27 protein-coding genes are annotated in these 26589 nt (G+C 65.6%); 12 read left to right on the top strand and 15 right to left on the bottom strand.

What is annotated here, in order from left to right:
* Positions 1-31: 31 nt before the first annotated feature.
* The 5 genes from LG299_RS11495 to LG299_RS11475 all read right to left on the bottom strand — a co-directional run bounded on the left by LG299_RS11495 (position 32) and on the right by LG299_RS11475 (position 2979).
* Complete coding sequence (locus tag LG299_RS11495; RefSeq protein WP_404430321.1) at positions 32-793, bottom strand: ABC transporter permease; 762 nt, start codon at positions 791-793, stop codon at positions 32-34.
* Positions 790-1584, bottom strand: coding sequence for an ABC transporter ATP-binding protein (locus LG299_RS11490; RefSeq protein WP_404430319.1), 795 nt, complete (start codon positions 1582-1584; stop codon positions 790-792). Before LG299_RS11490 ends, LG299_RS11495 begins: the two co-directional genes overlap by 4 nt.
* Positions 1581-1949: a DUF1048 domain-containing protein gene (locus LG299_RS11485; RefSeq protein WP_404430317.1), complete on the bottom strand. Its 369-nt coding sequence runs from the start codon at positions 1947-1949 to the stop codon at positions 1581-1583. Before LG299_RS11485 ends, LG299_RS11490 begins: the two co-directional genes overlap by 4 nt.
* A 2-nt stretch (positions 1950-1951) precedes the next feature.
* Positions 1952-2281 carry a PadR family transcriptional regulator gene (locus tag LG299_RS11480; RefSeq protein WP_404430315.1) on the bottom strand — a complete coding sequence of 110 codons (330 nt, stop codon included), beginning with the start codon at positions 2279-2281 and terminating at the stop codon, positions 1952-1954.
* A gap of 98 nt (positions 2282-2379) precedes the next feature.
* Positions 2380-2979: a hypothetical protein gene (locus LG299_RS11475; RefSeq protein WP_404430313.1), complete on the bottom strand. Its 600-nt coding sequence runs from the start codon at positions 2977-2979 to the stop codon at positions 2380-2382.
* Between the two features lie 72 nt (positions 2980-3051).
* Here LG299_RS11475 and LG299_RS11470 point away from each other — a divergent pair, with 72 nt between their 5' ends.
* On the top strand, positions 3052-4785 hold the full coding sequence (locus LG299_RS11470) for an alkaline phosphatase family protein (RefSeq protein ID WP_404430311.1): 1734 nt from the start codon (positions 3052-3054) through the stop codon (positions 4783-4785).
* A gap of 32 nt (positions 4786-4817) precedes the next feature.
* Here LG299_RS11470 and LG299_RS11465 read toward each other — a convergent pair whose 3' ends face one another.
* The 3 genes from LG299_RS11465 to LG299_RS11455 form a co-directional block, all read right to left on the bottom strand.
* Positions 4818-5723: a TerC family protein gene (locus LG299_RS11465; RefSeq protein WP_404430309.1), complete on the bottom strand. Its 906-nt coding sequence runs from the start codon at positions 5721-5723 to the stop codon at positions 4818-4820.
* Between the two features lie 109 nt (positions 5724-5832).
* Complete coding sequence (locus LG299_RS11460; protein ID WP_404430307.1) at positions 5833-6813, bottom strand: SRPBCC domain-containing protein; 981 nt, start codon at positions 6811-6813, stop codon at positions 5833-5835.
* Between the two features lies 1 nt (position 6814).
* Complete coding sequence (locus LG299_RS11455) at positions 6815-7204, bottom strand: ArsR/SmtB family transcription factor (protein WP_404430305.1); 390 nt, start codon at positions 7202-7204, stop codon at positions 6815-6817.
* A gap of 365 nt (positions 7205-7569) precedes the next feature.
* Here LG299_RS11455 and LG299_RS11450 point away from each other — a divergent pair, with 365 nt between their 5' ends.
* The 5 genes from LG299_RS11450 to LG299_RS11430 all read left to right on the top strand — a co-directional run bounded on the left by LG299_RS11450 (position 7570) and on the right by LG299_RS11430 (position 13151).
* Positions 7570-8559 carry a fatty acid desaturase family protein gene (locus tag LG299_RS11450; RefSeq protein ID WP_404430303.1) on the top strand — a complete coding sequence of 330 codons (990 nt, stop codon included), beginning with the start codon at positions 7570-7572 and terminating at the stop codon, positions 8557-8559.
* Between the two features lie 147 nt (positions 8560-8706).
* Entirely contained in the window at positions 8707-11043 is a 2337-nt protein-coding gene (gene purL, locus LG299_RS11445; RefSeq protein ID WP_404430301.1) for a phosphoribosylformylglycinamidine synthase subunit PurL, read from the top strand.
* A 32-nt stretch (positions 11044-11075) separates the two neighbouring features.
* Complete coding sequence (locus tag LG299_RS11440) at positions 11076-11213, top strand: hypothetical protein (RefSeq protein WP_404430299.1); 138 nt, start codon at positions 11076-11078, stop codon at positions 11211-11213.
* 75 nt (positions 11214-11288) lie between these two features.
* The gene (locus tag LG299_RS11435; RefSeq protein ID WP_404430297.1) at positions 11289-12158 is read left to right on the top strand and encodes a hypothetical protein; all 870 of its coding nucleotides are present in this window, start codon (positions 11289-11291) and stop codon (positions 12156-12158) included.
* Positions 12159-12221: 63 nt separating this feature from the next.
* Positions 12222-13151 (top strand): hypothetical protein, encoded by a 930-nt coding sequence (locus tag LG299_RS11430; protein WP_404430295.1) that lies wholly within the window; start codon positions 12222-12224, stop codon positions 13149-13151.
* Between the two features lie 56 nt (positions 13152-13207).
* Here LG299_RS11430 and LG299_RS11425 read toward each other — a convergent pair whose 3' ends face one another.
* The 3 genes from LG299_RS11425 to LG299_RS11415 all read right to left on the bottom strand — a co-directional run bounded on the left by LG299_RS11425 (position 13208) and on the right by LG299_RS11415 (position 16504).
* The gene (locus LG299_RS11425; protein WP_404430293.1) at positions 13208-14128 is read right to left on the bottom strand and encodes a glycine betaine ABC transporter substrate-binding protein; all 921 of its coding nucleotides are present in this window, start codon (positions 14126-14128) and stop codon (positions 13208-13210) included.
* Between the two features lie 85 nt (positions 14129-14213).
* Positions 14214-15197, bottom strand: coding sequence for an ABC transporter permease (locus LG299_RS11420; RefSeq protein WP_404430291.1), 984 nt, complete (start codon positions 15195-15197; stop codon positions 14214-14216).
* On the bottom strand, positions 15197-16504 hold the full coding sequence (locus LG299_RS11415; protein WP_404434868.1) for a glycine betaine/L-proline ABC transporter ATP-binding protein: 1308 nt from the start codon (positions 16502-16504) through the stop codon (positions 15197-15199). Before LG299_RS11415 ends, LG299_RS11420 begins: the two co-directional genes overlap by 1 nt.
* 336 nt (positions 16505-16840) lie before the next feature.
* On the opposite strand from LG299_RS11415, the gene LG299_RS11410 reads away from it, so the two are divergent.
* From LG299_RS11410 to LG299_RS11400, 3 genes are read left to right on the top strand one after another with little or no spacing between them, the layout of a single operon-like run.
* Entirely contained in the window at positions 16841-17221 is a 381-nt protein-coding gene (locus LG299_RS11410; protein WP_404430289.1) for a GntR family transcriptional regulator, read from the top strand.
* Positions 17218-18135 carry an ABC transporter ATP-binding protein gene (locus LG299_RS11405; protein WP_404430287.1) on the top strand — a complete coding sequence of 306 codons (918 nt, stop codon included), beginning with the start codon at positions 17218-17220 and terminating at the stop codon, positions 18133-18135. Before LG299_RS11410 ends, LG299_RS11405 begins: the two co-directional genes overlap by 4 nt.
* Entirely contained in the window at positions 18132-18818 is a 687-nt protein-coding gene (locus LG299_RS11400) for a hypothetical protein (protein WP_404430285.1), read from the top strand. Before LG299_RS11405 ends, LG299_RS11400 begins: the two co-directional genes overlap by 4 nt.
* A gap of 9 nt (positions 18819-18827) precedes the next feature.
* Here the strand turns inward: LG299_RS11400 and LG299_RS11395 are convergent, their stop codons facing one another.
* Both LG299_RS11395 and LG299_RS11390 read right to left on the bottom strand, forming a co-directional pair.
* Entirely contained in the window at positions 18828-19916 is a 1089-nt protein-coding gene (locus LG299_RS11395) for an ATP-binding protein (RefSeq protein ID WP_404430283.1), read from the bottom strand.
* Positions 19916-20221 (bottom strand): chorismate mutase, encoded by a 306-nt coding sequence (locus LG299_RS11390; protein ID WP_404430281.1) that lies wholly within the window; start codon positions 20219-20221, stop codon positions 19916-19918. The genes LG299_RS11395 and LG299_RS11390 overlap by 1 nt, the downstream gene beginning before the upstream one ends.
* Positions 20222-20279: 58 nt before the next feature.
* Between LG299_RS11390 and LG299_RS11385 the strand changes: the two genes are divergently transcribed.
* A complete protein-coding gene (locus LG299_RS11385; RefSeq protein WP_404430279.1) occupies positions 20280-21479 on the top strand; it encodes an AI-2E family transporter in 1200 nt (399 codons plus the stop codon).
* Here LG299_RS11385 and LG299_RS11380 read toward each other — a convergent pair.
* Both LG299_RS11380 and LG299_RS11375 read right to left on the bottom strand, forming a co-directional pair.
* Complete coding sequence (locus tag LG299_RS11380) at positions 21476-22678, bottom strand: lactonase family protein (protein WP_404430277.1); 1203 nt, start codon at positions 22676-22678, stop codon at positions 21476-21478. The genes LG299_RS11385 and LG299_RS11380 overlap by 4 nt on opposite strands.
* Before the next feature lies 1 nt (position 22679).
* Positions 22680-23966, bottom strand: a complete 1287-nt coding sequence (locus tag LG299_RS11375; RefSeq protein ID WP_404430275.1) for an adenylosuccinate synthase — start codon at positions 23964-23966, stop codon at positions 22680-22682.
* A gap of 227 nt (positions 23967-24193) precedes the next feature.
* On the opposite strand from LG299_RS11375, the gene LG299_RS11370 reads away from it, so the two are divergent.
* Together LG299_RS11370 and argG are read left to right on the top strand one after the other, a co-directional pair.
* Entirely contained in the window at positions 24194-24943 is a 750-nt protein-coding gene (locus tag LG299_RS11370; protein WP_404430273.1) for a Pr6Pr family membrane protein, read from the top strand.
* A gap of 57 nt (positions 24944-25000) precedes the next feature.
* Positions 25001-26443: an argininosuccinate synthase gene (gene argG / locus LG299_RS11365; RefSeq protein WP_404430271.1), complete on the top strand. Its 1443-nt coding sequence runs from the start codon at positions 25001-25003 to the stop codon at positions 26441-26443.
* Positions 26444-26589 lie beyond the last annotated feature (146 nt).

The following is a 26589-nucleotide window of genomic DNA, read 5'->3' as shown; positions in this document are numbered from 1 at the left end:
GCTCCGCGCGCAGCCGACCACGCAGAACTGCTCAACCGACGCGGCGTCGATAGAGCGTGGTCGCGATCACGTAGGCGACGATCAGGATGCCTCCACACCACGCGAGCGCAACCCACAGCTCGCCACCGACAGGCTGACCGCTGAGCAGGGCGCGCATCGAGTCGACGATCGAGGTCACCGGCTGGTTCTCGGCGAACCAGCGCACCGGCCCGGGCATCGTCTCCGTCGGCACGAAGGCAGAACTCAGGAACGGCAGAAAGATCAGCGCGTACGAGAACGCACTCGCCCCGTCGACGGACTTTGCTGAGAGCCCTGCGATCACGGCTATCCAGGTCACCGCGAGAGTGAAGAGAATCAGAATCCCGGCGATCGCCAGCCACTCCAGCACCGAGGCACCCGAGCGAAACCCCATGATGAGCGCCACGCCGACCACGACGACCAAGGAGGCGACATTCGCCACGAGCGAGGTGAGTACGTGCGCCCACAGCACGCTTGATCGCGCGATCGGCATTGACTGGAACCGCTCGACGATTCCGCCGCTCAGGTCGAGAAACAGGCGGTAGGCGGTATAGGCCACGCCTGAGGCGATCGTGATGAGCAGGATGCCGGGGAGCAGATACTCGACGTAAGACTCGGTGCCCGTATCGACCGCGCCCCCGAAGACGTAGACGAAGAGCACCATGATCGCGATCGGCATGAGGGCCGTCGTGACGATCGTGTCGGGGCTGCGCAGGATGTGGCGCAACGACCGCCCGGTGAGGACGGCGGTGTCGCCGACGGTGTGAATGGTCATGACGGTGTTCCTCCAGAGGGGCGGGCCGCGGCATCCGACCCGATGATGGCGAGGAAGACCTCTTCGAGCGTCGGCTGCTTCTCGACGTACTCGACCTTCGCGGGAGGCAGGAGCTTCTTGAGCCCGTCGAGCGTGTCGTTCGCGATGATGCGGCCTTCGTGCAGGATCGCGATGCGATCGGCGAGGTGCTCGGCCTCGTCGAGGTATTGAGTGGTCAGCAGGACCGTGGTGCCGGTGGCGGCGAGCTGTTCGATGGTGCGCCACACTTCGAGGCGCCCCTCGGGGTCGAGCCCCGTTGTCGGTTCGTCGAGAAAGATCACGCGCGGTTCGCCCACCAGACTCATCGCGATGTCGAGTCGGCGCCGCATGCCGCCGGAGTAGGTGGCCGTCTTGCGAGCCCCCGCATCGGTCAGCGAGAACTTCGCGAGCAGCGCATCGGCGATCGCCCCCGGACGGGGCAAGTGGCGCAGACGAGCGACGAGCACCAGGTTCTCGCGTCCGGTGAGCACCTCATCGACCGCCGTGAACTGGCCCGTGAGACTGATCGCCTCTCGTACCTCTGCCGGGCGGGTCTCGACATCGAACCCCGCGACCGTGACGGTTCCGGCATCCGCCTTCGACAACGTCGAAAGAATGCGCACGACGGTCGTCTTGCCCGCGCCGTTCGATCCGAGAAGGGCGAAGATGCTGCCGCGCGCGACGTCGAAGTCGACCCCGCGGAGGACATGAATGTCCTTGAACGACTTCTCGAGCCCCTTGACAGAAATGGCGGATGCTTCGGCCACGCTCATTGCCCCGACCTCTCGATGGCGTCAGCGATCGCTGAGTTCAGGCGTGCGCGCTCCTTGTCGATCCACTGCCTACTCGCGTAGGCCTGCACGAACTCTTCGCCGAAACCCACCGGGTCATCGCCCACGATCGCCTGCACCGATGTGCCGTCGGCGGCCGCGCGATCCCACAGGTCGGCAAAGTCGCTCCACATCCTGACGAGGTCGTCGGCGTCGACCGTTCCGCCGTAGTACATGAAGTACCGCTGGTAAGCCTTGGCCGTGGTGCGGTAGGGCTCGGGCAGCGCGTCCATCCGTGCGACGGCCTGCTTGTACTGCTTCTTCTGCTCGAGCGAGCCGGTGAGCAGCTCGATCCATTTTGCAGCCATGATCACTGTCCTCCTTCGTGGAGCTGATCCAGTTGTCGTTTCAGGAAGCCCCACGTCTTCCAGAACTCTTCGAGGTAGTCACGCCCTGCGGCGTTGAGTGAGTAGACCTTGCGCGGCGGGCCTTTCTCCGACGGCACCTTTTCGACGTCGACGAGCCCGCGCAGCTCGATGCGCACCAGGAGCGCATAGATCGTGCCCTCGGCGATGTCCGCGAAACCCCGATCCCGAAGATCCGACGTGATCTCGTAGCCGTACGCCGCGCGGCCGGCGAGGATCGCCAGCACGATGCCCTCGAGTACTCCCTTGAGCATCTCTGTGCTCTGCTTGCCCATGCGCTCTCCGCACTACTCGGTGTTATTGACTACCAGTAGAAGGTAACACTAGGTACCGGTAGAAAGCAACACTGAGTACCGGGACGGTTGGAGCGGAGCTAGGAGGCCGAGGAGCGCGTGCGCGCCCAGCGGTCGATGAAGGCCGCGAGCCACGCACCGCCGATCCCGAGCGCGATCACCACGCCCTCGAGCACCAGGACGTACGAACCGCTGGTCCACGAGGCATCCACGATCATGCGGCTCACGATCGGAGGAACGACCGCGAAGAGAAGAACGATGAAGGCGAGCGGATGCCTCTCCCGCACGATCAGCCAGCCTCCCAGGCCGACCACCAGAGCAATGAACCCCTGACCCGTGACGAAGGTCCAGAACTCGATCGGGTCGACGATGTTGCCGACACCGCGCTCAATCCCCACGGCCGCCCAGAGCAGCAGCACAACCGCCGCGAGCGTCACCGCGCCCAGGCGTCGCCCGGCCGTCGTCGGCGCGATGCTGAACGACACCACGAACAGCCCCAGCATGAGCAGGTACTCGAAGAGGTCGACCAGCGGCTGATCGGTGCCGAGGGTGCCGGCGTAGTTCGCGGCCTGCACGAACGCGCTGAAGTCGGTCGACACACAGAGGTAGGTCGCGAAGAGTGTGCCGACGAGGGCTGCGCCGTAACGGGCGTTGCGGTCGAAGCGGAGGGGTTCGGCCATGGGTAGACCCTATCGGCGGGCCGACCCCGTCACCCGCGCCGGTAGGATTCGAGCACTGCCAGGGGGGTCGGCATGACAACGAAGAACTCGGAATCCGCGCGCGACAGCTCGCGTCGAGACTTCCTTCGCCGCGCCGGAGTACTGGGTGCGGGCGTCGCCATCGGCGGAGCTGCGGGTGCCGCGGTGACCGCCGCCGCGACCGCGCATCCTCCCGAGTTCGAACCTCTGCCCACTCGCACGGCTCCCGGCTTCGACCACATCGTGGTGCTCATGTTCGAGAACCGCAGCTTCGACAACGTGCTCGGCCACCTGTACTCGGCCGATGAGAAGACCAAGGAGCAGTTCGACGGCCTTGCGCAGGGCGCTTACTCGAACACCGCCCCCGACGGCACGGTCGTGCCGACCTATATCTACGAGGGCTCGACCGACCAGATCATGCAGTCGCCGCAGCCCGACCCCGGCGAGTACTACCCGCACGTCAACACTCAGCTGTTTGGCACGGTGGATCCGCCAGGAAACGCCGATCTGCGCAGGAACGGCCTGCAGCCTCCGTTCAACACCCCGCCGGTCGGCGCCGTACCCGACAATTCCGGGTTCATCACCGACTACATCATCAACTTCCGCAACGAGAAAGGCCGCAAACCGACCTTCGACGAGTATCGAGTGGCGATGGGAGGCTTCAGCCCTGACATGCTCCCGGTGCTGTCGACCTTGGCGCGCGAGTTCGCCGTGTACGACCGCTGGTTCGCCGCGGTGCCGTCGCAGACGTATACGAACCGCCACTTCTTTCACGCGTCGACCTCGAACGGCTACGTCACCAACCACGGGGGCGACAGCTACGGCAAGTGGATCAACGGGCCCGCAACGCCAACGATCTTCAATCGGCTCGAAGAGGCGGGCATCCCCTGGCGCGTCTATTACGACCGCTCGCAGTTGGTGTCGCTGACCGGAATGATGCACGCTCCGGTGCTGCAGCGGTACTGGAAATCGAACTTCCGCGACATGGTCCAGTTCGAGAAGGATGCTGCGCAGGGCAACCTTCCGGCGTACTCGTTCATCGAGCCGCGCATGGTGTTCAACCACAACGACATGCATCCGCCGTGGGGTCACCTGAGGGAGTCCGACGTCGAGATCGACGGCGAGACGGTGCCCATCTACAACAGCGCGCTCTCTGACGTGCGCGCCGGCGACGCGCTCGCCCAGCGCGTCTACGACGCAGTGCGAACCGGCCGCTCGGCCCGGGGCTCGAACGCCATGAACACTGCCCTGGTGATCACCTTCGACGAGCACGGCGGAATCTACGACCACGTCGCTCCGCCCGCGGCGACCCCGCCCGACCGCAGTGGTGCTGGTGAGATGGGCTTCAACTTCGACCGACTCGGGCTCCGGGTGCCCGCGATCGTCGTCAGCGCCTACACCGCCTCAGGAACGGTCATCCACGACGAGATGCACCACGGCTCCGTCATCAACACCCTGTGCCGCCAACACGGGCTTGCCCCGCTGACCTCGCGCGACCAGACCGCCAATCCCGTCTTCAACGCGGTGAACCTCACCCAACCGCGCCAGCCGTACACCTGGCCGAAGCCGAAGGCGCTCTACGTCGCGAAGAACCCCGAAGAGTCGCCGGCGGCCGCCGCCAGCACCCACAAGAACCGGCCCCTGACCGCGCCCGCGCGGGGCCTGATGGGCCTGCTTCTGGCCCGTTTCAACCCGGGCGGCAAGGCCCCGACGACCTATGGCGAGGCATTCGAGGCCATCAGCACCCACGGCAGCGAACTCTTCGGAACGACCGACGACAAGGCCTGACGGGCGGGCGCTGCCTCGGGTAGCCGAGGCGATCAGCCCAGGCCGGCGCGCTCGCCGGGTTCAGCATCCGCCCCGTCACCCGCCACGGGACGCCGTGACAGACCGACCGAACCGCCGCTCTCGGCGCCGGTCAGTGCCGAGTGCACGGCGACCGACTCGTCGACGTCGACGTAGCGAGGACGCAGCTGGACCGCCTGCAGACGCTTCTGCTCGCGCTTTGCCTTGCGGGCCGAGTAGGTGAGGTTGAGCGTCTCGACGAGAATCGCGAACGCCATCGGTGCGTAGATGAGCGCCTTGTCGATGGTGATGCCGAAGCCCTCGGCGATCAGGAACACACCGATCAGCATGAGGAACGACAGCGCCAGCATCTTCACCGTGGGGTGCTTGTTCACGAACGTGAAGATGAAGCGGGCGGCGAACAGCATGATTCCGAACGAGAGCACGACCACCGTGATGATGATCACGAGGTTCTCGGTCATGCCGACCGCGGTGATGACCGAGTCGAGCGAGAAGACGATGTCGAGAAGCAGAATCTGCGTGATCACCGACGCGAAGGTGACGGTTGCGAGCTTCTTACCCGAGCCGTGGTCTTCTTCGGCGCCCTCGAGTTTGTGATGGATCTCGGTGACGGCCTTGTAAACGAGGAACAGACCCCCGGCGATCAGGATGACGTCTTTCCACGAGAAGCCCATCTCACCGATGAAGAAGATGTCTTCCTTCAGCGTGATGATCCAGCCGGCGAAGAACACCAAGATCACGCGGATCAGCATCGCGAGCGTCAGCCCCAGGTTGCGGGCCTTGGCCTGCTGCTCTTTCGGGAGCTTGCTGGCGAGGATCGAGATGAAGATGACGTTGTCGACGCCGAGGACGATCTCGAGCACGAAGAGCGTCACGAAGACCGCGATGGTGTCGGGGGTAAATTCCAGGGAGAAGTCCACGGGATCAAGAATACGGTCGCGTGGTCGTCAAAGTTCCGGGACGGATGGGCACTGTGCGCGTGTGTGCGCCGCGCGAGGGCCCTTTCGTCCCGGAACTTTGACGGTTGCCTCAGACCCCCACGAGCGTGGACTCGAGGCGGGCGTAGCTGGTCTCCATACCGTCGGTCATGCCGGTGGCGAGCACCATGTCGCGCGTCTCTTTGTCGGGGTACTCGATGAGGAGGGTGATGAGGGTGGCGCCGTCCTCCTCGTCGAGCGAGAGGTCGTTCAGCGTCGACGGAAAGTCGGTGCCCGTCATGTGCTCGGTCGTGACCGCCCGGCGCGGGGCCTCAGAGACCAGGGTCACCCCGTCGAACCCGAAGGCCTGGCCCTCGGTGTCGCCCACGGGCTCCCATTCGTAGCGGTACGCGCCGCCGGGCGTCTGGTCGATCTCGCACACGCTCATGATCCAGCCATCCGGCCCGAGCAGCCACTGCTTCATCAGCTCGGGCTCGGTGTGGGCACGCCACACGAGATCGCGCGGACCCTCGATGAGCCGCGTGATGCGCACGTGGGTGTCGTCGAGCAGTTCGGTCTGGGTGCCCTTGCCCTGCCCGTAGGCACGGAGGCCCTCGAGCACACGATCGAGCTGGTTCATCGCTGCGGTCGAGCCCTCGATCGCGCCGAACTCGATGATCTGCTCGAGCGCGTCGAGCGTCGCGAAGTACGTCACGCTCGTCATGCGCGTGCCAGCGTCGGTCGCATCGAAGGCGAAGGTCATGCGCATCGTGGGCATGCCTTCGAGCACGTCGCCGTCGTCGTTCGCGAATGCGTCGAGCACCTCGAAGCGATGCGGGGCGTCAATCGCGAGAAACTCCCAACGCCCCGCCGAGGTCTCGCCCTGCGGGCTGGTCATGCGGTACTGGGCCCGGCCTCCCACGCTGAGGTCGAACTCGGTGAACCGCGCGGGCCATCCGGGCGGGCCCCAGAACCGCTCGAGCTGCTGCGGGGTGGTGAACGCGTCCCAGACACGTTCGACCGGCGCGGCGAACTCCGCGGTGAGCGTCATGGTGAGCGCTTCGGGGTCTGTGGTGACGTCGGTGACGGGCATGTCACTCTCCTTGTTTCTTGGGTGGATCGGTGGTGGTGGAGGTTGGGGATGAGCCGGATGCCTCGGCCAGCAGGTCGTCGAGGCGTGAGATGCGTGCGCGCCAGAGGTCTTCGTACCGGGCGAGCAGGGCACGGGCGCGGGCGATCATGGCTGGGTCCGCCCGGACGAGCCGCTCGCGGCCTTCGGCGCGTTTGATGATGAGTCCTGCTGCCTCGAGGACTGAGACGTGCTTCTGCACTGCGGCGAACGACATGTCGTAGTCGCGGGCAAGGACGGACACAGAAAGCTCACCCTCGATCGTCCGGCGCAGGATGTCGCGCCGGGTCGAGGCCGCGAGCGCCTGAAAGACGCGATCGATCTGTTCATCACTGAGCTCCCGTTGTGCAACCATTTGGTTGTAGATTACGGATGCTTCAGCCCGGTGTCAAGAGCCCGTTCGTACACCCGCGCATCCGCTGGGAACTCCCCGGCAACCTCCCCCGCATTCCCCTGGGGTCATATGGACCGCCGTAGTGTGGGCCACAGCGATCGGCATCAGCCTGTGGCTCCGCGTCGGCCCGGCCGACACCCGAAACCGAAGCAGGTGCGATCATCGCCATCCTTGCTCCCACGTCTTCACAGGCCCCCACGTCGTCACAGGCAGCCACCGCGGCTCCCTCCGCGACCCTGGGCCCGATCCGCCAGACCTACGCCGGCACGGACTCGTATCCGAACCTGACCAAGGCCTACACCGAGGTCTCGCAGGTCGTTCGCGAGATGGGCCTTCTGAAGCGCAGCTACTGGTTTTACGGCGCCGTCGCGCTCGTGCTCTTGCTCGCCCTCGGCGGCCTGATCACCGGGTTCATCCTGCTCGGCGACAGCTGGTTCCAGTTGCTCATCGCCGCGGGCCTCGGCATCGTGCTGACGCAGTTCGCGTTCCTCGCTCACGAGGCCGGCCACCGCCAGATCCTCACCACGGGTCCCGCGAGCGACCGCCTTGCGCGAATCCTCGCCGCCGGCATCGTCGGCATCAGCTTCTCGTGGTGGACCACCAAGCACACCCGCCACCACGGCAACCCGAACCGCGTGGGCAAAGACCCCGACATCGAGGTCGACACCATTCGCTTCCTCGAAGCGGATGCCGCGAAGGTCAGTGGTGTCATGAGCTTCATCACCCGCCGTCAGGGCTGGCTGTTCTTCCCCCTGCTCACTCTCGAGGGCTTGAACCTCCACGTCCTCGGCCTGAAGCATCTGTTCTCGCGCGGCGAGGTCAAGGCCCGCTGGCAAGAACTGGCCCTCATCACAGTGCGCTTCGCGCTCCTGCTGACGGCGCTGTTCATGTTCTTGCCGGTCGGCATGGCGTTCGCGTTCCTCGGTGTTCAGCTCGCTGTCTTCGGTGTCTACATGGGGGCGGCCTTCGCGCCGAACCACAAGGGCATGCCGATCATCGCGGCTGACGCCAAGCTCGACTTCTTCTCGAAGCAGGTTTACACCTCGCGCAACATCCGCGGTGGCTGGTGGGCCAGCGCCCTCATGGGTGGCCTGAACTACCAGGTCGAGCACCACCTCTTCCCGAGCATGCCGCGCCCGGCGCTGGCCAAGGCTCGCGAGGTCGTCATCGACCAGTGCGAGACGCTGAACGTGAAGTACACCGAGACCGGCCTCATCGAGTCGTACGCCATCGTCATCGCGTACCTCAACAAGGTCGGACTCGCTGCCCGCGACCCTTTCGATTGCCACATGATCGCGCAATTCCGCAAGGCCTGACCACTCGATCCTCCTGTTGAGTGTCCAAGACACGCCGCCTGGCTCCCGTGCCGGACGGCGTTTTTTGGACACTCAACGGCGGTGGGTGACAGTCACAGCGGGATGCTTCGGCCGAACTAGACTTGAGCGGTCCGGCGTCCCCGAATTATGGAGTTGAGCCGAGTGACCGCTTCCCCGAAATCCCTGGCTGACACTGTCGCGAACGCCGAAAGCACTCCTGAGAAAGAGCAGCCGTACGGAGCGCTCGGTCTCAAGCCCGACGAGTACGCACAGATCAAGACGATCCTCGGCCGCAGGCCCACGAGCGGCGAGCTCGCGATGTACTCGGTGATGTGGTCAGAGCACTGCTCCTACAAGTCGAGCAAGATCTACCTGCGCCAGTTCGGCCAGAAGGTCAGCGACGAAATGAAGACCCGACTGATGGTCGGCATGGGCCAGAACGCCGGCGTGGTCGACATCGGCGAAGGCTGGGCGGTCACCTTCAAGGTCGAGTCGCACAACCACCCGAGCTTCATCGAGCCGTTCCAGGGCGCCGCGACCGGCGTCGGCGGTATCGTCCGCGACATCATCTCGATGGGTGCGCGCCCGGTCGCGATCATGGACCAGCTGCGCTTCGGCGCGATCGATGACCCCGACACCGCCCGCGTCGTGCACGGCGTCACGAGCGGTATCTCGTTCTATGGCAACTGCCTGGGCCTGCCCAACATCGGCGGTGAGACCGTGTTCGACGCGGTCTACCAGGGCAACCCGCTCGTCAACGCGCTCGCGGTCGGTGTGATGCGCCACGAAGACATCAAGCTCGCCAACGCGACCGGCGCCGGCAACAAGGTCGTGCTGTTCGGCGCCCGTACCGGCGGTGACGGCATCGGCGGAGCATCCATTCTCGCCTCCGACTCGTTCGATTCCACCGGGCCCACCAAGCGACCGGCCGTGCAAGTGGGTGACCCGTTCGCCGAGAAGGTGCTCATCGAGTGCTGCCTCGAGTTGTACCAGGGTGACCTCGTCGAGGCGATCCAAGACCTCGGTGCCGCCGGCATCTCGTGCGCGACCAGCGAGCTCGCCGCGAACGGCGGATCGGGCATGCGCGTCGACCTTGAGAACGTGCTGCTGCGCGACCCGACGCTGACGCCCGAAGAGATCCTGATGAGCGAGAGCCAGGAGCGCATGATGGCGATCGTCGCGCCCGAGAAGCTCGACGCGTTTCTCGAGGTCGTCGGCAAGTGGGATGTCGAGACCAGCGTGCTGGGCGAAGTCACCGGCGACGGACGCCTGCAGATCTTCTGGCACGGCGAAGAGATCGTCAACGTCGACCCCTCGACGGTCGCCGTCGACGGGCCGGTCTACGAGCGCCCTGTGGCGTACCCGACCTGGATCGACGCCCTGCGCGACGACTCGGCGAGCGCCCTCGACCGCTCGGATGATGCCGACACCCTGCGCCGCCAGTTCCTCCAGCTGGTCGCGAGCCCGAACCTCGCCGACACCGCCTGGGTGACGAACCAGTACGACTACTACGTGCTCGGCAACACGGCTCTCGCCTTCCCCGATGACGCCGGCATGATCCGCGTCGACGAGAGCTCGGGCCTGGGTTTTGCCATCGCGACCGACTGCAACGGCCGGTTCTGCCAGCTCGACCCATACGAGGGCGCCAAACTCGCCCTCGCTGAGGCGTACCGCAACGTCGCTGTCACCGGCGCTGTCCCCACCGCGGTCACGGATTGCCTGAACTTCGGAAGCCCGGAGAACCCCGAGGTCATGTGGCAGTTCTCGCAGGCGGTGGAAGGATTGAGTGACGGATGCCTCGAACTGGGCATTCCCGTCACCGGCGGCAACGTCAGCTTCTACAACCAGACCGGCGATGTGCCGATCTTCCCGACTCCTGTCGTGGGTGTGCTCGGAATCATCGATGATGTTGCGCGCCGCATCCCGTCCGGTTGGCAGGACGCGGGCGAGAACATCTACCTGCTCGGAGTCACCTCGACCGAACTCAGCGGCTCGCAGTGGGCCGGCACGATCCACGGTCACCTCGGTGGTCGCCCGCCGGCGGTCGACCTCGGCCAAGAGCGCAAGCTCGCCGAGCTGCTCCACGCCGCCGGCCAGCAGTCGCTCGTCTCTTCGGCCCACGACCTGTCCAGTGGCGGTCTCGCACAGACCCTCGCCGAGGGCGTCATGCGCTTCGGCGTCGGCGCGCGCGTCTGGCTGCGCGAGATCATGGAGCGCGATGGAGTCGATGCCGCGACCGCCCTCTTCTCCGAGTCCACCGGCCGTGTCATCGTGACCGTGCCGCGCGAGGATGACGTGAAATTCCGCGGGCTGTGCGAAGGTCGGGGCTATCCGGTGCTGCGCATCGGCGTGACCGACCCCGCCGCGGACGGTGACGAGGCGGCGCTCGAAGTGCAAGACCTGTTCACGGTTCCGCTGGCTGAGCTGCGCGACTTGTCGCAGGGCACCCTCCCGGCCGCTTTCGGCGCAACCGTTTCGGAGTGAATCGACGCGCTGACGCCGATTAGACTCAACCCATGACCCAGAGCGACGACGAGTACGGCACCTACGGCGAAGCGCGCCAGAAGCGCATGAAGGTCATCGCCTGGGTGACTATCGCCGCCCTCGTGCTCGTTGGTGGCGGCGCGACTGTGCTCGCCCTACTTTTCGGCTGACCTACACCGTTCTCACAACCGGAGTCCCAGCCGATGTCCAGGACACCAACCACCCCCGGCGGTTAGCATGACAGGGTGGAGCCGGTGCTCATTTTTCTCGGCGCGTGGTGGTGGGTCGCCCCGGCCGTGGCCGGTGCGGGCGCCGTGGGGTACAGCGCAATGACTTCCGGCAGGCGTCGAGCGCGCAGGCTCGAGCTCGACGCCGCTCGGCACGAGCAGCGCACCGCGTACCTTGCATTGCAGACCGCGCGCATCGACTCGCGTGATGCCCGCGCGAACGTCCTCACCGCGAAGGCTCGGCGTGACCCGGGAGCAAGCTTCGCGCTGGCCGAGGCTCGTCGCATGCTACATGCGACGAAGCAGGCCGAGCGGGGCGCGGCTCTGCGCCTGCGAGCGCAGCGCGATCGCGTCCGCGCGGCTCTGTTCCGCTACCGCGCCACCGGCCGGGACGCCCCACTCCCCCTCGAGCAGGTTCTCGCACGCCATGACGCGGTGACCGCGCGTTGGCTGGAGTACGAGACGGATGCCGCGAAGGCTCTGTCTTTTCCGCAGATGCTCGACTCAAAGCATCCGTCTACCTATGCGTTTCTGCGCGCACAGCGCGACGCGCAACAGCTGCGCCCCACCTCATCGCTCGCGCGCCTGACTCCCGAGGCCTACTCCACCTATCGGGACGCCGTCGCCCAGATGGAGGCCGCGTTCAACGTCGCCGAGGCTGACGCCACGAACGCCACACGGCAGAGTGTCGCCGGGCTGTCGTGGCGCGAAGTGGCGCGACAGATCGCGCGCGCGACGGGGTTGCCCGAACCCGATCTCAGCGGATTCGCCCGGCAGCCGCCCGCACCGGAGGCGACCGCACAACAGGCACCCGCGCAACAGGCGCCGCCCGCACCGCCGCGGCGCGACGACGTGTGGCCCGTCCCCTCGCGGACCGCGAAGCCGTAGGCGCGGCCTAGGAGATCCCTGACCACCTGCGTCACGTTCGCACGCGGCCGTTAGCATGGCAGGGTGGAGCCGTTCTTCACCTTCCTAGGTAACTTCTGGTGGCTCATCTTCCCTGTCATGGGGGTGATGGGCGGACTCGGTAGCGCCTGGGAGCGGGGGGCCCGACGCAGGCACAAGCGCCGCATCGAAGTCATCCACGCCAAGGCCGAGCTGAAGTCCGCCGAAGCAGCCGCGCGGGGACGAGCGTCGCCGGTGCCGCTCGCGCAGCCGACGACCGACGGTGCCGCGCCGAAAGCGCCCTCGGCAACCGGGAGTTCCGCCTCGCAACTTGAACGTCTGATGCAGTCGCACGATGCCGTGAGCGCGCGCTGGCTGGACTACGAGCTCGATGTCGCGAAGCTCATCGCGTACCCCGCGATGAGCGATGGCCGTCAAGCGCTAACGGCCGCGTTCCTCCGAGCAAAGCGCATCGCCGACGGTCTGCGCCCGGCTTCACCGAAGGCTCGCCTCTCGCGCGAGCAGCTCACCGAGTACCGAAACGCGGTCGCCGATTTCGAGGTCGCCTTCGATGTCGCCGAGCGAGACGCGCGTCGGCTCAAGGACTCGTCGTTCAGCGAGGTCGAGCGCAAACGCCTCGACACCGCCAAGCAGTTGCTCACGATCGCAATCGATCAGGCCGCCACTCCCGCCGAGCGCCAGCTGGCGTACCGTCGCGTGCGCGAAGAGCTCGACGGACTGCTGTCGATTTCAGACGAAGCGATCGTCGTTCTCGAAGGCAAGGTTGCGCTGGAGCTCGGCACGGGCAAAGTGCAGACGGCGGATGCTGACGCCTCCGCCGATACGCCCTCGACAATGCCTCAGACGCCTCTTCCGACCCCGCCGGCTCAGCCCGCTGCGCGCGAACCATCGCCATCCCCCGCGCCCTGGCCCGTTCCCTCCCGGGCGACCGATACGGGCACGGGACGCGTCATCCATCCCAAGCCGCACCTCTGACGACGAAGGGCGAGACCCCGCGAATGCCGGATCCCGCCCTGTACTGACAGGTGTCGTCAGTTGGTGATGATGGTGTCGAACGCGTCGGGGTTCTCTGCGAGCCAAGCCTCGATGGCTTCGGCCTCGCGACCCTCGCCGTACTCGTTGACCACGAGGTCTTCGAGCGAGCCGTACTGCTCGTCGTCCAGCTGGATTCCGGCGATCAGGTCGGCCGCATCACCGCAGCGCTCCGAGAAGCCATCGGTACCGAGGAAGTGCAGGGCCTCGGGCTCGCCCATCGCACCCAGCGGGTCCTCGAGGTCCTTGATGTCGAACGCGTCGTTCGCCCAGAACGGACGCCACAGCGTCACCACGATGTCTTCTTGCGCGGCGATCGCGTTCTCGAGCTCGGTGAGCATAGCTGCGGTCGATGAGGTGACCAGCGAGTACTCCCCGTCGATGCCGTACTCGGGCATCATCGTGTCTTGCGTCTGTGCCGTCAGGCCCGCGCCGGGCTCGATGCCGACGACGCGTCCCTCGAAGCGGTCGGCATTGCCTGCGAGGTCTTCGATCGAGTCGATGTCGACGTAGCTGGGCACAGCGATGGTGAGCTTGGCGTTGTCGTAGTACGCGCCGAGGTCTTCGATGCTGTCGCCGAACTCCTCCATGTACTGCGCGTGGGTGAGCTCGGGCCAGGCCGACGGATAGATGTCTACGTCACCCTGCGCGAGTCCGGTGTATAGCGGGCCCGCTTCGGTCAGCGTCTCCATCTCGACGGTGTAGCCGAGCTTCTCGAGCTGGTTCTCCAGCAGGTACGCCGTGCTCAGGCCGTCCGTCCACGAGGGGAGGAAGCCGAGTGTGATCGTGTCGCACTCTGCGGGCGCAGGGTTCTCGCTGCCGGTCTCGTCACCGTTGTCGCCGGCACCCGTGCAACCGGCGAGGGCAAGGGTGGCGACGGCTCCGAGGCCGATCATTCCGGTGAGGTTTCGCTTGTTCATGTGTCTCTTCCTTTACGTATAAATCGTTCGTTGCGTGTGTTCTCTTGGTGTCGCACGCAGCGCTCTCGGGTGAGCGCAGGTGCGTTCAGCCGAGCAGTGTCGGCCCTCGGCGCGATGAAGCTGCCTCCACGCGCGCCTGTTCTTGGATGTCTGTGTCGTCGTCGCCGCCCGAGGCGTCGAGTATTGCGGCCTTCTGCGCCGCTCGTCGCCGCGCCATGACGCCCAGCAACGACGAACGGTAGTCGGCCGGGTTTCCCAGTGCCGCGGTCACGCGGTCGAGGTACACGGCGATGACCACGACGGCCAGGCCCGCCTCGACACCGATCGCCAGCCGTGCCGACGAGACCGATTGCACGACGATCTTGCCCAGGCCGTCGGCCCCGACGATGCCGGCGAGCACAGCCATCGACAGTGCGAGCATGATGACCTGGTTGACACCGGCCATGATCGTCGGCATCGCGAGCGGAAGCTGGATGCCGCGGAGGATCTGGCGCGGTGTCGCACCGAAAGCCTGCCCGGCCTCGACCGTTTCGGAGTCGACGCCGCGGATGCCGAGCTCAGTCAAACGCACGCCCGGGGGCAACGCGAAGATCACGGTGGCCACGACGCCGGGGACGACGCCGATGCTGAAGAACGTGATCGCCGGGATCAGGTAGACGAAGCCGGGCATCGTCTGCATGAAGTCCAGCACCGGTTTGAGAATCGCGCGCACGGTGTCGTTGCGGGCAGACCAGATCCCGAGCGGAATCGCGATCAGCAGGGCGACGAGCGTCGCGATGATGACGAGCGAAAGCGTCTGCAGGGTCGGCACCCACAGGTCCATCGCGACGATCAGCAAGAACGCTAGTGCGGTTCCTGCCGCCATCCGCCATGACCGCAACAGCCAGCCGATGAGCGCGAAGATCGCGATCAACACGGGTATCGGTGTCGCGACGAGGACGTCGGTCAGCCCTTCGACCAGCCACCGTACGGTGACGGTGATGAAGTCGAAGAGCGCGCCGAGATTGTCGCGAAGCCAGTCGACTCCGGTCTCGACCCATTCTCCGATCGGAATGCGGAAACCGTCCATCAGCGCACCTCCTCGGGGTGGGTGGCGGATGCTTCGCCGTGCGCTGCGCCTCCCAGCGCGGCATCGATTTCGTTCGCCGGCAGCGGCTGCATCGGCAGGCTGATCTCGCCCGTTGCTCCGGGGCCCGGGCCGAGCGCTGCAAGCAGGGTCACGCGCGGGATGACACCGGTGAGGTGGCCTTCAGCATCCACCACCGCCAGCGGCACGGGCGACTCGACCGACGGGACGAAGAGGTTCATCAGGATCTCGTTCTCGTCGACGCTCTGCGGCACACGCCCGATGATCGCGCTGATAGAGGTCTCGCCCTTGCGGACGAGCTTGATGGCGTCGCGGTCGCTCACGACGCCCAAAAGCTTGCGGTCCCTGCTCACGACGTAGGCGGCGGACATGTAGGCGTCGCGCATCTCGCGCAACGCCGTTCGTGGTCCCGCCGTCTCGGTCACGACCGGGCGCGGGCGCTCCATGACGTTTGCGGCGGTGAGCACGCGAGCACGGTCGACGTCCTGCACGAACTGCTCGACATAGTCGTTCGCTGGGTCGGTGAGGATGTCTTCGGGCGTGCCGATCTGCACGATACGACCGTCGCGCATGACCGCGATCCGGTCACCGAGGAACATCGCCTCGTTGAGGTCGTGGGTGATGAAGACAATCGTCTTCTGCAGTTTCTGCTGGAGCTCGAGCAGCTGCTCCTGCATCTCGCGGCGAATCAGCGGGTCGAGCGCACTGAATGCTTCGTCCATCAGGAGTACATCGGGGTCTGCGGCGAGCGCACGGGCGATGCCGACGCGCTGCTGCATGCCCCCCGACAGGGCGGACGGAAGCTTGTCACCCCAGCCTTCGAGACCCACGAGCGCGAGGATCTCATCGGCCTTCGCGCGCCGTTCGCTCTTGCCGACACCGCGCAGTTCGAGCGGATACGCGACGTTGTCGGCGACCGAGCGGTGCGGCAGCAACGCGAAGTGCTGGAACACCATCGAGATGCGATCGCGTCGCAGTTCGCGGAGCTTCGTAGGCGTCGTGTCGGTGACCGACTCACCCTGCACGGTGATCGATCCGGCGGATGCCTCGAAGAGGCCGTTCAGCATGCGGATGATCGTCGACTTGCCCGAGCCGGAGAGGCCCATGATCACGAAGATCTCACCGGGCGCGACCGAGAAGCTGGCATCGATGACAGCGGCGGTGCCGCTGCTTGCCACGTCGGCACGGCTCGCGCCTTCTCTCAGCCGGCGGACGGCTTCCTTCGGGTTGCGCCCGAAGACTTTGAACACATTCGTCGCTTCAACAGCGGGTGCGGTACTCACGTGCATCACCTCGGCAGCCTGTGAAGGCCGCACCGGTTACGCCCGGGTGACGGTCATCCGGCAGCGGGCGATCTCCATCACATTCGGAGAGACCGCACCCCCTGCAGCGGCGACACACATCGGGTCTGTCGCCCAAACCGTCGACCATACGCCTGCATGGGCAACTCCGAATCGAAGTCGTCGCCGCGCAGTCGCGGACTGGTCTTTTCCGGCCCGAAGGCCATCGACCAGGCTAACGAGGCTCGCCATGACCTTCAAACTCTCTTCGGCGAGATCTTGACAGAATCAGGGTTGTGTTGCATGGTTAGTTGGTCAAGTAAGTAACCAAAAGAGTGGGTGGCCGTGATCGAAGAGGGAAAGGCGCTCTTCCTGCAGATTGCAGAGAGCGTCGAAGAGTCGATCATCGACGGGAGTCTGGCAGAAGAATCCCAGGCCCCGTCGACAAACGAGCTTGCGGCGTTCTACCGCATCAACCCCGCGACCGCAGCGAAAGGAATCACCGTGCTCGTCGACAAGGGAGTGCTCTACAAACGACGGGGAATCGGGATGTTCGTCGCTCCGGGAGCCCGCGAAACCCTCCTCAAAGACCGACGGGCATCGTTTCCCGATCGTTACCTCGACCCCCTGATCGTCGAGGCCCACACCATCGGGCTCGGTGCCGATGACCTCATCCGGCTGATCCGCGAACGCGCAGCCACCTACACGGAAGGAATAGGACGATGACCACGGTGATCGAGGTGACAGGGCTCACCAAGCGCTACCGCGAGACGCTCGCCGTCGACAATGTGAGCTTCGCCATCGAGAAAGACACGATCTACGGACTGCTCGGGCGCAACGGAGCGGGCAAGACCACGGTGATGTCGATCCTCACCGCGCAGAACTTCGCGACCTCCGGTGACGTGCGCGTATTCGGCGAACACCCCTACGAGAACGCCAAGGTGCTCCAGCGCATGTGCTTCGTCCGCGAGAGCCAGCGTTATCCCGACGACGCCACCCCGCGCCACGCTTTCGCGATGGCACGGCTGTTCTATCCGAACTGGGATCAGCCGCTGGCCGAGCGTCTCATCTCCGACTTTCAGCTGCCGATGAAGAAGACCATCAAGAAGCTCTCGCGCGGCCAACTCTCTGCGGTCGGTGTGATCATCGGACTGGCCGCCCGCGCAGAGATCACGTTCTTCGACGAGCCCTACCTCGGCCTCGACGCGGTCGCTCGGCAGATCTTCTACGACCGGCTGCTCGAGGACTACACAGAACACCCGCGCACCGTTATCCTCTCCAGCCATCTGATCGATGAGGTGTCGAACCTCATTGAACGCGTGATCGTCATCGACGCAGGGCGCATCATCATGGACGAAGAAACGGATGCTGTGCGCGACCGCGCCGCGAACATCGTTGGGGACGCCGCCGCCGTCGACGCCTTCGTCGCCGGCCGCGAGGTCATCCACCGGGAAAGCCTCGGACGCGTCGCGTCGGTGACGGTCCTCGGCGGGCTCACCTCCGCCGACCGCGAGGCGCTGGCCGTCGCCGGACTCGACGTCGGCCCCGTTTCTCTCCAGCAACTCATCGTGCGCACCACCCAGCACGCGGCCGACACGCAGGCCGCGGCATCCACCATCGACGAAGGAGCACTCCGATGAGCCGCACGCTCAATGTCGTCCGCATGCAGTTCGTGAACAAGCAAACCTACATCTGGGTGCCGTTGCTGGTGCTCGTCGGGGCCTTCGTGCTGACCCTCATGGTGTTCGCGCTCATTCCCTATGACGGCGTCAAGACCGGCGGCGGCACGATGGCTCCGCTCTGGTACTTCCTGGTGGTCGGGGTGCAGTCGCTGACCCTCACCTTCCCGTTCTCGCAGGCGATGAGCGTCACTCGACGCGAGTTCTACCTGGGCACCCTGCTGGCCGCAACGTGTACCTCTGCCATGCTCGCGGTGATCTTCGTGATCGGCGGACTCATCGAGCAGGCGACGAACGGCTGGGGCATGAACGGGTTCTTCTTCTACCTGGAGGGCCTGTGGGCCGCCGGCCCGCTCGGTGCCCTGTTCAGCTTCTTTGTCATCTCGATGCTGTTCTTCATCGCCGGGTTCTGGTCCGCGACGATCTTCAAACGATTCGGGACACTGTGGCTCACCGCTGTCTTGGTAGCCCTCGGACTGGTGATCGTCGGGATCATCTGGCTGGCGGGACGCCTGGACGCCTGGGCACAGATCGGCGAGTGGATCGCGGCGCAGGGCTCGCTCGGACTCACGCTCTGGGGAGTGCTTCTCGGGGTCATTCTCGCGGGGGTATCGTTCCTCACGTTGCGGCGCGCGATTCCCTGAGCTACCCGTTCAGCGCAGCGGAACCTTCACGTCGCTGCCACCCTCGTGGGTCAGCCGGGCCCCCATCTGGACAAGGCCTGGTTGATCGACGAATCCGCCAGCGAAGAGCGCTTGGCCCTGGGCGAAACCGGTCGCCCGGGCCAAGAGCGATTCTGGCGCGTAGCCGAAGACGCCTCCGAGCTCGTCAAGATCGCGCGGCGAACTCATGCGCATCAGCGCCAGGTTGTCGCACTGCGACAGCGCGTTCGGGTGCACCTTCGAGGGCCGCTGCGTGGAGAGCAACAGCCACAGTCCGTACTTTCGCCCCTCGGCGGCTATCTGCACGATCCGCTCAGTGAGCAGCCGCTCGACCGGGGTCGCCGGGTCGGGGGGGCAGAGGTTGTGGGCCTCGTCGATCACGATCAACCGACCGACGCGCTGCTCACGGTTCTCCCACAGGTGATCGAGCACCGCGAGCGCAGCGGTCTTCGACTCAGCGGACGTCGGAAAGCCAGCGAGATCGATCACCGTGGCGTCCGGGCTGTCATCGATGTCGTCGACCACCGCGCGCTCGCCCCACGCCCACAAGTGCCAGTCGGTCACTCCGAGGTTCTGCAACCGCATTGCGAACTTGTGGCGCACCGGATCGGGGTGAGTGCGTAGATAGGTCACGATGTCATGGTCGGGTATGGACACGATGTCTGCTTCCATCTGAAGCATCGCGTTGTAGTCGTCCGCATCGCGCAACGGGTCGATCTGCAGGATCGCGGCGCGGGTGCGCACGGGCAAGTCGACGAACCGCACATGCAATGTCTCGCCGACACCCGATGTGGCGCTTCGCACGCGGATGTCACGCGACGCGAGGGCGGCGGCATCCGTCTCCGGCGCGTCATCGCGCAGCTCGCCCAACCGGACGAAATCTGAGTTGGGATCGAGGATCACCAACGGCAGCTTCGTGTGCAGGAGCAACTGCTCCAGCGCTACTCCGAGCGCGTAGGTCTTGCCCGAACCGCTCTGCCCACACCAGAAGGTGTGCCGGTTCATTCTCGATGCGATCAGCCGCGCGGGCGCGGAGTCCTCCGACTCGAGCAAGGTGCCGACCGTCAGGGTTTGTGCCATCAGTGATCCTCTGCTGCCGCAACGTGGTGTCGAATGACTTCGGCCACCACGAAGGTGAACCATTTCTGTGCAAACTCGGGGTCGAGGTCCGCATCGAGTGCAAGCGTGCGAAGGCGGGCGAGTTGCTGTTCTTCACGAGCGGGGTCGGATGCCGGCATCCGATGCGTTGCCTTCAATTCGCCGACCTGCTTCGTCGCGCGAAATCGCTCGGCCAGCAGGTACACCAGCGCGGCGTCGATATTGTCGATGCTCCCGCGCAGGCGGTGCAGTGTTGTGAACGCCTCGGCGTCATCCAGCTCGGCCATGAAAATCCTCCTCGTCTCACGACGATATCGCGTAGGCACGGCCCGCTAGTGTGTGTCCATGACAGATGGCACCCCCGGGTCGGATTCCCTTGCCGCAGGCCCCGCGACCGGAACCGACACCGGCTTTGCCGCGATCGACGCAGTGACCACCGACACCGGCGAGATCATGGCGCAGGCCACCGAGCCGGCTGATCGCGGGGGCAAGCCGTTCTGGGCCCGTCTCGACAGCCCGTTCACCGCGGGCTTTCTCCTGACCTTCGGTGGCCTCGGCGCCTTGCTGCTCGGGCTCGCGCTCGCGAACATCGCGACGGTGCTCATCTACATCGCCTTCGCGGCGTTCGCAGCCCTCGGTTTGGAGCCGGTCCTGAAGTGGTTCGAGCGCCACAACGTCAAACGCGGTTGGGCGATGACCATCGTCTTCCTCACGTTCGGCGTCGTCCTCGCGGGAGGGCTTCTGCTGATCGTGCCCACACTCGTCGAGCAGGTCACCGCCTTCTTCAAGGGGCTCCCTGCCACTATCGCCAACTTCGAAGAATCCGAAACGTTCGCGTGGCTCGAGGGCATCTTCGGCGATGGGCTCGGCACGCTGGTCAACGACGCCGAACAGTGGCTCCTCAATCCGGCGAACATCGCGACGGTGTCGGGCGGGCTGTTGCAGGTCGGTCTCGGCATCGCGACAGCCATCTCGGGCGGCCTCATCGTGATTGTGCTGACGCTGTACTTCAGCGGTTCACTCCCGGCGATCAAGGAGTCGCTGACGCAGTTCGCTCCGGCCCGCAACCGCCCCAAGGTACGGGCGATGACCACCGAGATCACCGATTCGGTCGGCGCCTACCTGATGGGCATGGTGCTGCTCGCGTTCTTCAACTCGATCATCGCGTTCCTGCTGCACCTCTTCTTGCAGCTGCCGTTCCCGCTCCTGATGGGTGTGATCGCGTTCCTCATCACGATCATTCCGCTCGTCGGTCCCGTGCTGTACTGGATCTTCGCCTCGGTGCTCGCGTTGTTCACGAATCCGGTCGCCGCGCTGATCTTCGCTATCGCGTACCTCATCTACATCCAGATCGAGGCGTACGTGATCACGCCGAAGGTGATGAGCAAGGCCATCGCCATCCCCGGCGCGCTCGTGGTCATCGGTGCCCTGATCGGAGGCACGCTGCTCGGGCTGCTCGGCGCCCTCATCGCGGTGCCGGTCACCGCATCCATCCTGCTGATCATCAAACAGGTCTTCCTGCCCAGGCAAGACGCGAAGGTCTAGCTCAGGGGCAGCACGCAGGTCGGCGACGGCGCTTCGACCCGGTGCCGGACCCGCCCCGGAACACCGGTGCGCAAGTCGAGAGAGAGGGACGCGACCTCGTTCGAGCGTTGCCCTGCCACCAGAACGGTGTCGCGCACCACGACGTGATGACGGGGCCAATCGACCCCTGAGTCGACCAGCGCGACGGGCGAGAGCACATCGCCCGCCCCCTTGACCCGCACAGTGGCCAGGGTGTTGCTGCCGCGGATTCCGGCATAGAGAATGCTGCCGTCACGCGAAGCCGCGAGTTCGGCCGCGGTATCGCCCGGCAGGGTCCCCTGGCCGAGCGATGTACCGGCGACGATCCGCCACATACCGGAGACATCGGCCGCGAGCGCGAACACCTCGCAGCTCAGCTCGGTGACCACGTACAGGTGGCCGCTCGGGTGCCACACCATGTGCCGAGGCCCACTGCCTCTCGGCAGCACAACCTGTTGAGAAAACACCGGCCCCGCAGCCGTCGCGCGCCAGAATCGAACGAGGTCGAGCCCCATATCGGTCGTGGCGACTAGTCCGCCGGCGAGGTAGACGGCCTCGTGAGAGCGTGAGACGCGGGATGCCGCATCCGTCCCCTCATCCGTGTTCACGGGTGCCGGCTCGGGCTCCTCGTCGTAGCCCGGCACAAGGTGCTCGTACTCGTCACCTGCCGCGGCGCGCAGCGCGCGTGCGGCCTCGGCGAGGTCGATCGCGCCGGTGAAGTCCGCGCCCGCAGGATCGGCCGGAGCCGCGTCGGGCCCGTAGGGATCGACTGCCGCCGCCGCGATAACCGGCGCAGAGGGTCGGCCGTCAGCATCCACCGTCATGCGAACGATGCGACCGTCCGTCCAGCAACTTGCCACCAGCGAGCCGCCACCGGGCGCGACAGCAACGTGGCAGACCGAAGCGCCCGCCGCGATCGCGCGGCCGTGTGCTGTGAAGGATGCCTCACCCACGCGCCGAAAGGCCTGCACGGTGCCCGCACCCTCGAGCGCGGCGTAGACGACCTCGAGGGTCGGGTGAGAAGAAACCCATGAGGGCGAACCGCCCGTCGAAACGGCATCTCCCGCGAACCGGAGCTGACCGCCTGCCAGCGGATCGTCGGCGTCGCCCGCGAGGAGCACGCCGATTCCGGACGCGTTGCCGTCCGACTCGGCGGTGTATCCGCCAACGAGAAACCGCACGTCAGTCGACGAGGTCGTGACGCACGATGACGGCGTCGCGGGCAGCCCCGACGCCGATCACCGAGATGCGAGTACCGCTCAACTGCTCAAGGGCAAGCACGTAGTCCTGCGCTTCGAGCGGAAGCTCGTCGAATGTGCGCGCAGTGGAGATGTCCTGCGTCCACCCCGGGAAGAACTCGAGTATCGGCCTGGCGTGGTGGAAGTCGGTCTGGTTGACCGGCACCTCGTCGAAGCGCACGCCGTCGACGTCGTACGCAACGCACACGGGGATCTCATCGAGCCCGGTGAGGATGTCGAGTTTGGTGAGGACGAGGTCGGTGATGCCGTTGATGCGTGTCGCGTAGCGCGTGATGGGGGCGTCGTACCAGCCCACTCGGCGCGGGCGCCCAGTGGTCGTGCCGAACTCGAAGCCGCGCGAACGCAGGAAATCGCCGTTTTCGTCGAACAGTTCGGTGGGGAAGGGGCCGGATCCGACACGCGTCGTGTACGCCTTCACGATTCCGACGATGCGGTCGAGGCGATTGGGCCCGACACCGGAGCCGGTCGAGGCACCACCGGCCGTCGCGGACGACGACGTCACGAACGGATACGTGCCGTGATCGACGTCGAGCATCGTGGCCTGACCACCTTCGAAGACGACAACCTCGCCCCGATCGAGAGCCTGATCGAGCAACAGTGAGGTGTCGCCGACCATCGGACGCAGACGCTCGGCGTATCCGAGCAACTCTTCGACGATCTCGTCGACCGTGATCGCCCGGCGGTTGAACACCTTCACCAACAGGTGGTTCTTGCCGTCGAGCGCACCTTCGACCTTCTGACGCAGGATGTTCTCGTCAAAGAGGTCTTGCACGCGGATGCCGACGCGGTTGATTTTGTCGGCGTATGCGGGTCCGATGCCACGCCCGGTCGTACCGATCATGCGCTTGCCGAGGAAGCGCTCAGTCACCTTGTCGAGCGTGCGGTGGTATTGCGTGATGATGTGCGCGTTCGCGCTGACCTTCAGGCGCGAAGTATCAAGGCCGCGCGCGTGCAGCGCTTCGAGTTCGTAGAAGAGCACCTCGAGGTCGATGACGACGCCGTTGCCGATCACGGCATTCACGCCGGGCGACAGAATGCCGCTGGGAAGGAGATGAAGCGCGTACTTCTCGTCACCGATCACGACCGTGTGGCCGGCGTTGTTGCCGCCGTTGAACTTCACAACCCAGTCGGTGCGTTCGCCGAGCAGGTCGGTGGCCTTGCCCTTACCCTCATCGCCCCACTGAACGCCGATGATCACGATGCCTGGCATGGGTTACTCCCCCGTTTATCGGACGGTTACACCCCATCCTATCGAGAGCACCTCAACCCGCCGGTAAACACCCAGGCTCCGGCCCTATGTAGAAAGCACACAACAATCGCGCGCACAGGCGAGGGAGGTATACATTTCCGGCGCCAACGCCTCTATCGCCGATGTATCGGAGGCGCTACACCTGTGCTCAGGGAGAGGAACCGCTGGGGAAACGGAAGGTTCATCGCATGGGAAGTTCACGGATGTGGGCGTGGCTACGTATCGCTGGGGCGATCGTCGCCTTCTCGGGAGTCGTTGCCGGGTTCATCGTCAACTTTGATCGCAGCACGCGCGAGGGCTGGGACCTCGGGCTCGTGCTGACGAATTACTTCAGTCTGTTCACGATCCTCACTTCGATCCTGACGATCGTCGTGCTGTTGGTCGCCGCGCTCTGGTCGCTGAGAAATCCGGGAACGATGCGTGAGCCGTTCGGCATCGCGCTGGGCCTCGCGATCATCAGCGGTCCGCTCCTGCTTCTCGGAATCGTCTACAACGTGCTGCTGCGCGGGCCACCATCGGGAGTGGCCGTCGAGGATTCGGTGGGCATCGCCTTCGCTGACCAGTGGGCCGCCGAAACTCTGCACGTCGTGCTGCCGCTCTACCTCCTGGTCGATCTGCTGTTCGCTCCGCGGCGCCGTGGTCTGCCGTGGTGGGCACTCGGCGTGGTCGTTGCCTACCCGGTCGTCTGGGTCATCTACACGATGGTGCGCGGCACGATGGTCGCGAACCCCGATGGGAGCAATCCCTGGTGGTACCCCTACCCGTTCCTCGACCCCAACGGCGACGGCGGCTACGCGTCCGCCTTCACCTACATCGCCGTGATGACGGTGGGGCTCATACTGATAGGTGTCCTCGTCATCGCGATCGGGAGGTACCGCGATCGGCGCGCCTCGCGGCGCGAAGAGGCGGTGGAAGACGCCGCCAAGATCGTCGTCTGAGAAGTGCCGGATGCCTCAGGCTGAGGCATCCGGACGCTCGTCACTAAACTGGGATGCATGTCGAAAGTCCTGCAGTCCCTGCCCGTCGGCGAGCGCGTCGGCATCGCCTTCTCTGGGGGCCTTGACACCTCGGTAGCCGTCGCGTGGATGCGCGACAAGGGTGCCGTTCCCTGCACGTACACCGGCGACCTCGGCCAGCCCGACGAGGACGACATCGACGCGATCCCCGACCGCGCCCTCGAGTACGGCGCTGAGATCGCGCGGATCGTCGACTGCAAGACCGCGCTCGTCGAAGAGGGCTTCATCGCCCTGCAATGCGGCGCCTTCCACATCCGCTCGGGCGGCAAGACGTACTTCAACACGACCCCCCTCGGGCGCGCCGTGACCGGCACACTCCTCGTGCGCGCGATGAAAGAAGACGGCGTCGACATCTGGGGCGACGGCTCGACCTACAAGGGCAACGACATCGAGCGGTTCTACCGCTACGGACTGCTCGCCAATCCCGCGCTGCGCATCTACAAGCCGTGGCTCGACGCGGACTTCGTCACCGAGCTGGGTGGACGCAAAGAGATGAGCGAGTGGCTCGTCGAACACGGCTTCCCCTACCGCGACTCGGTCGAGAAGGCCTACTCGACCGACGCCAACATCTGGGGTGCCACGCACGAGGCGAAGACCCTCGAGCACCTCAACGTCTCACTCGAGACCGTCGAGCCGATCATGGGCGTGCGCTACTGGGATCCCGCCGTCGAGATCGCCACCGAAGATGTCTCGGTCACGTTCGACCGCGGACGCCCGGTAGCCCTCAACGGTGTCGACTACGCAGACCCGGTTGAGCTCGTCTTCGAGGCCAACCGCATCGGCGGTCGTCACGGTCTCGGTATGAGCGACCAGATCGAGAATCGCATCATCGAGGCGAAGTCGCGCGGCATCTATGAAGCACCGGGCATGGCCCTCCTCTTCATCGCCTACGAGCGACTGGTGAACGGCATCCTCAACGAAGACACGCTCGCGACCTACCACGAGCAGGGTCGCCGCCTCGGGCGCCTCATGTACGAGGGCCGCTGGCTCGAGCCGCAGTCGCTCATGCTGCGCGAGTCGATCCAGAAGTGGGTCGGATCGACGATCAACGGAACGGTCACGATCCGCCTGCGTCGCGGTGATGACTGGACGATCCTCGACACGGTCTCGCCCAACCTGTCGTATGGCCCCGAGAAGCTCTCGATGGAGCGCGTCGGCGACTCCGCCTTCGGCCCCACCGACCGCATCGGCCAGCTCACGATGCGCAACCTCGACATCGCCGACTCGCGCTCGCGCCTCGAGCAGTACGCCGAGCTCGGGCTCATCGGCGGTGCCACCGCTGCCCTCGTCGGGCGGGTCACCGCGGGCGAAGCGAACGAGATCACCGAGTCGGCAACGCCTCAGGATGCCGCGGCCGAAGCGCTTGCCGACGCCGTGGATGTGTCCTCCGAGGCCGCAGCATTCGACAGCGGCACCGACTGACGCACTGGTTCACCTAGATGCGAGAACTCGCGGTCAATTCGTTTGGATAGATCGTCCGGGTTACGATGCCTGACGGAACCGCGTGCCCGAACACGTGAGACCCAGGATCGCGGTGGGGTGCCGTGATTCGCCGCATCCACTCGAAA

Source organism: Microbacterium lacus (assembly GCF_044794305.1).
GTDB lineage: Bacteria > Actinomycetota > Actinomycetes > Actinomycetales > Microbacteriaceae > Microbacterium > Microbacterium lacus_B.
The sequence above is the reverse complement of the archived record's forward strand: the minus strand, read 5'-3'. Positions and strand labels throughout refer to the sequence as shown.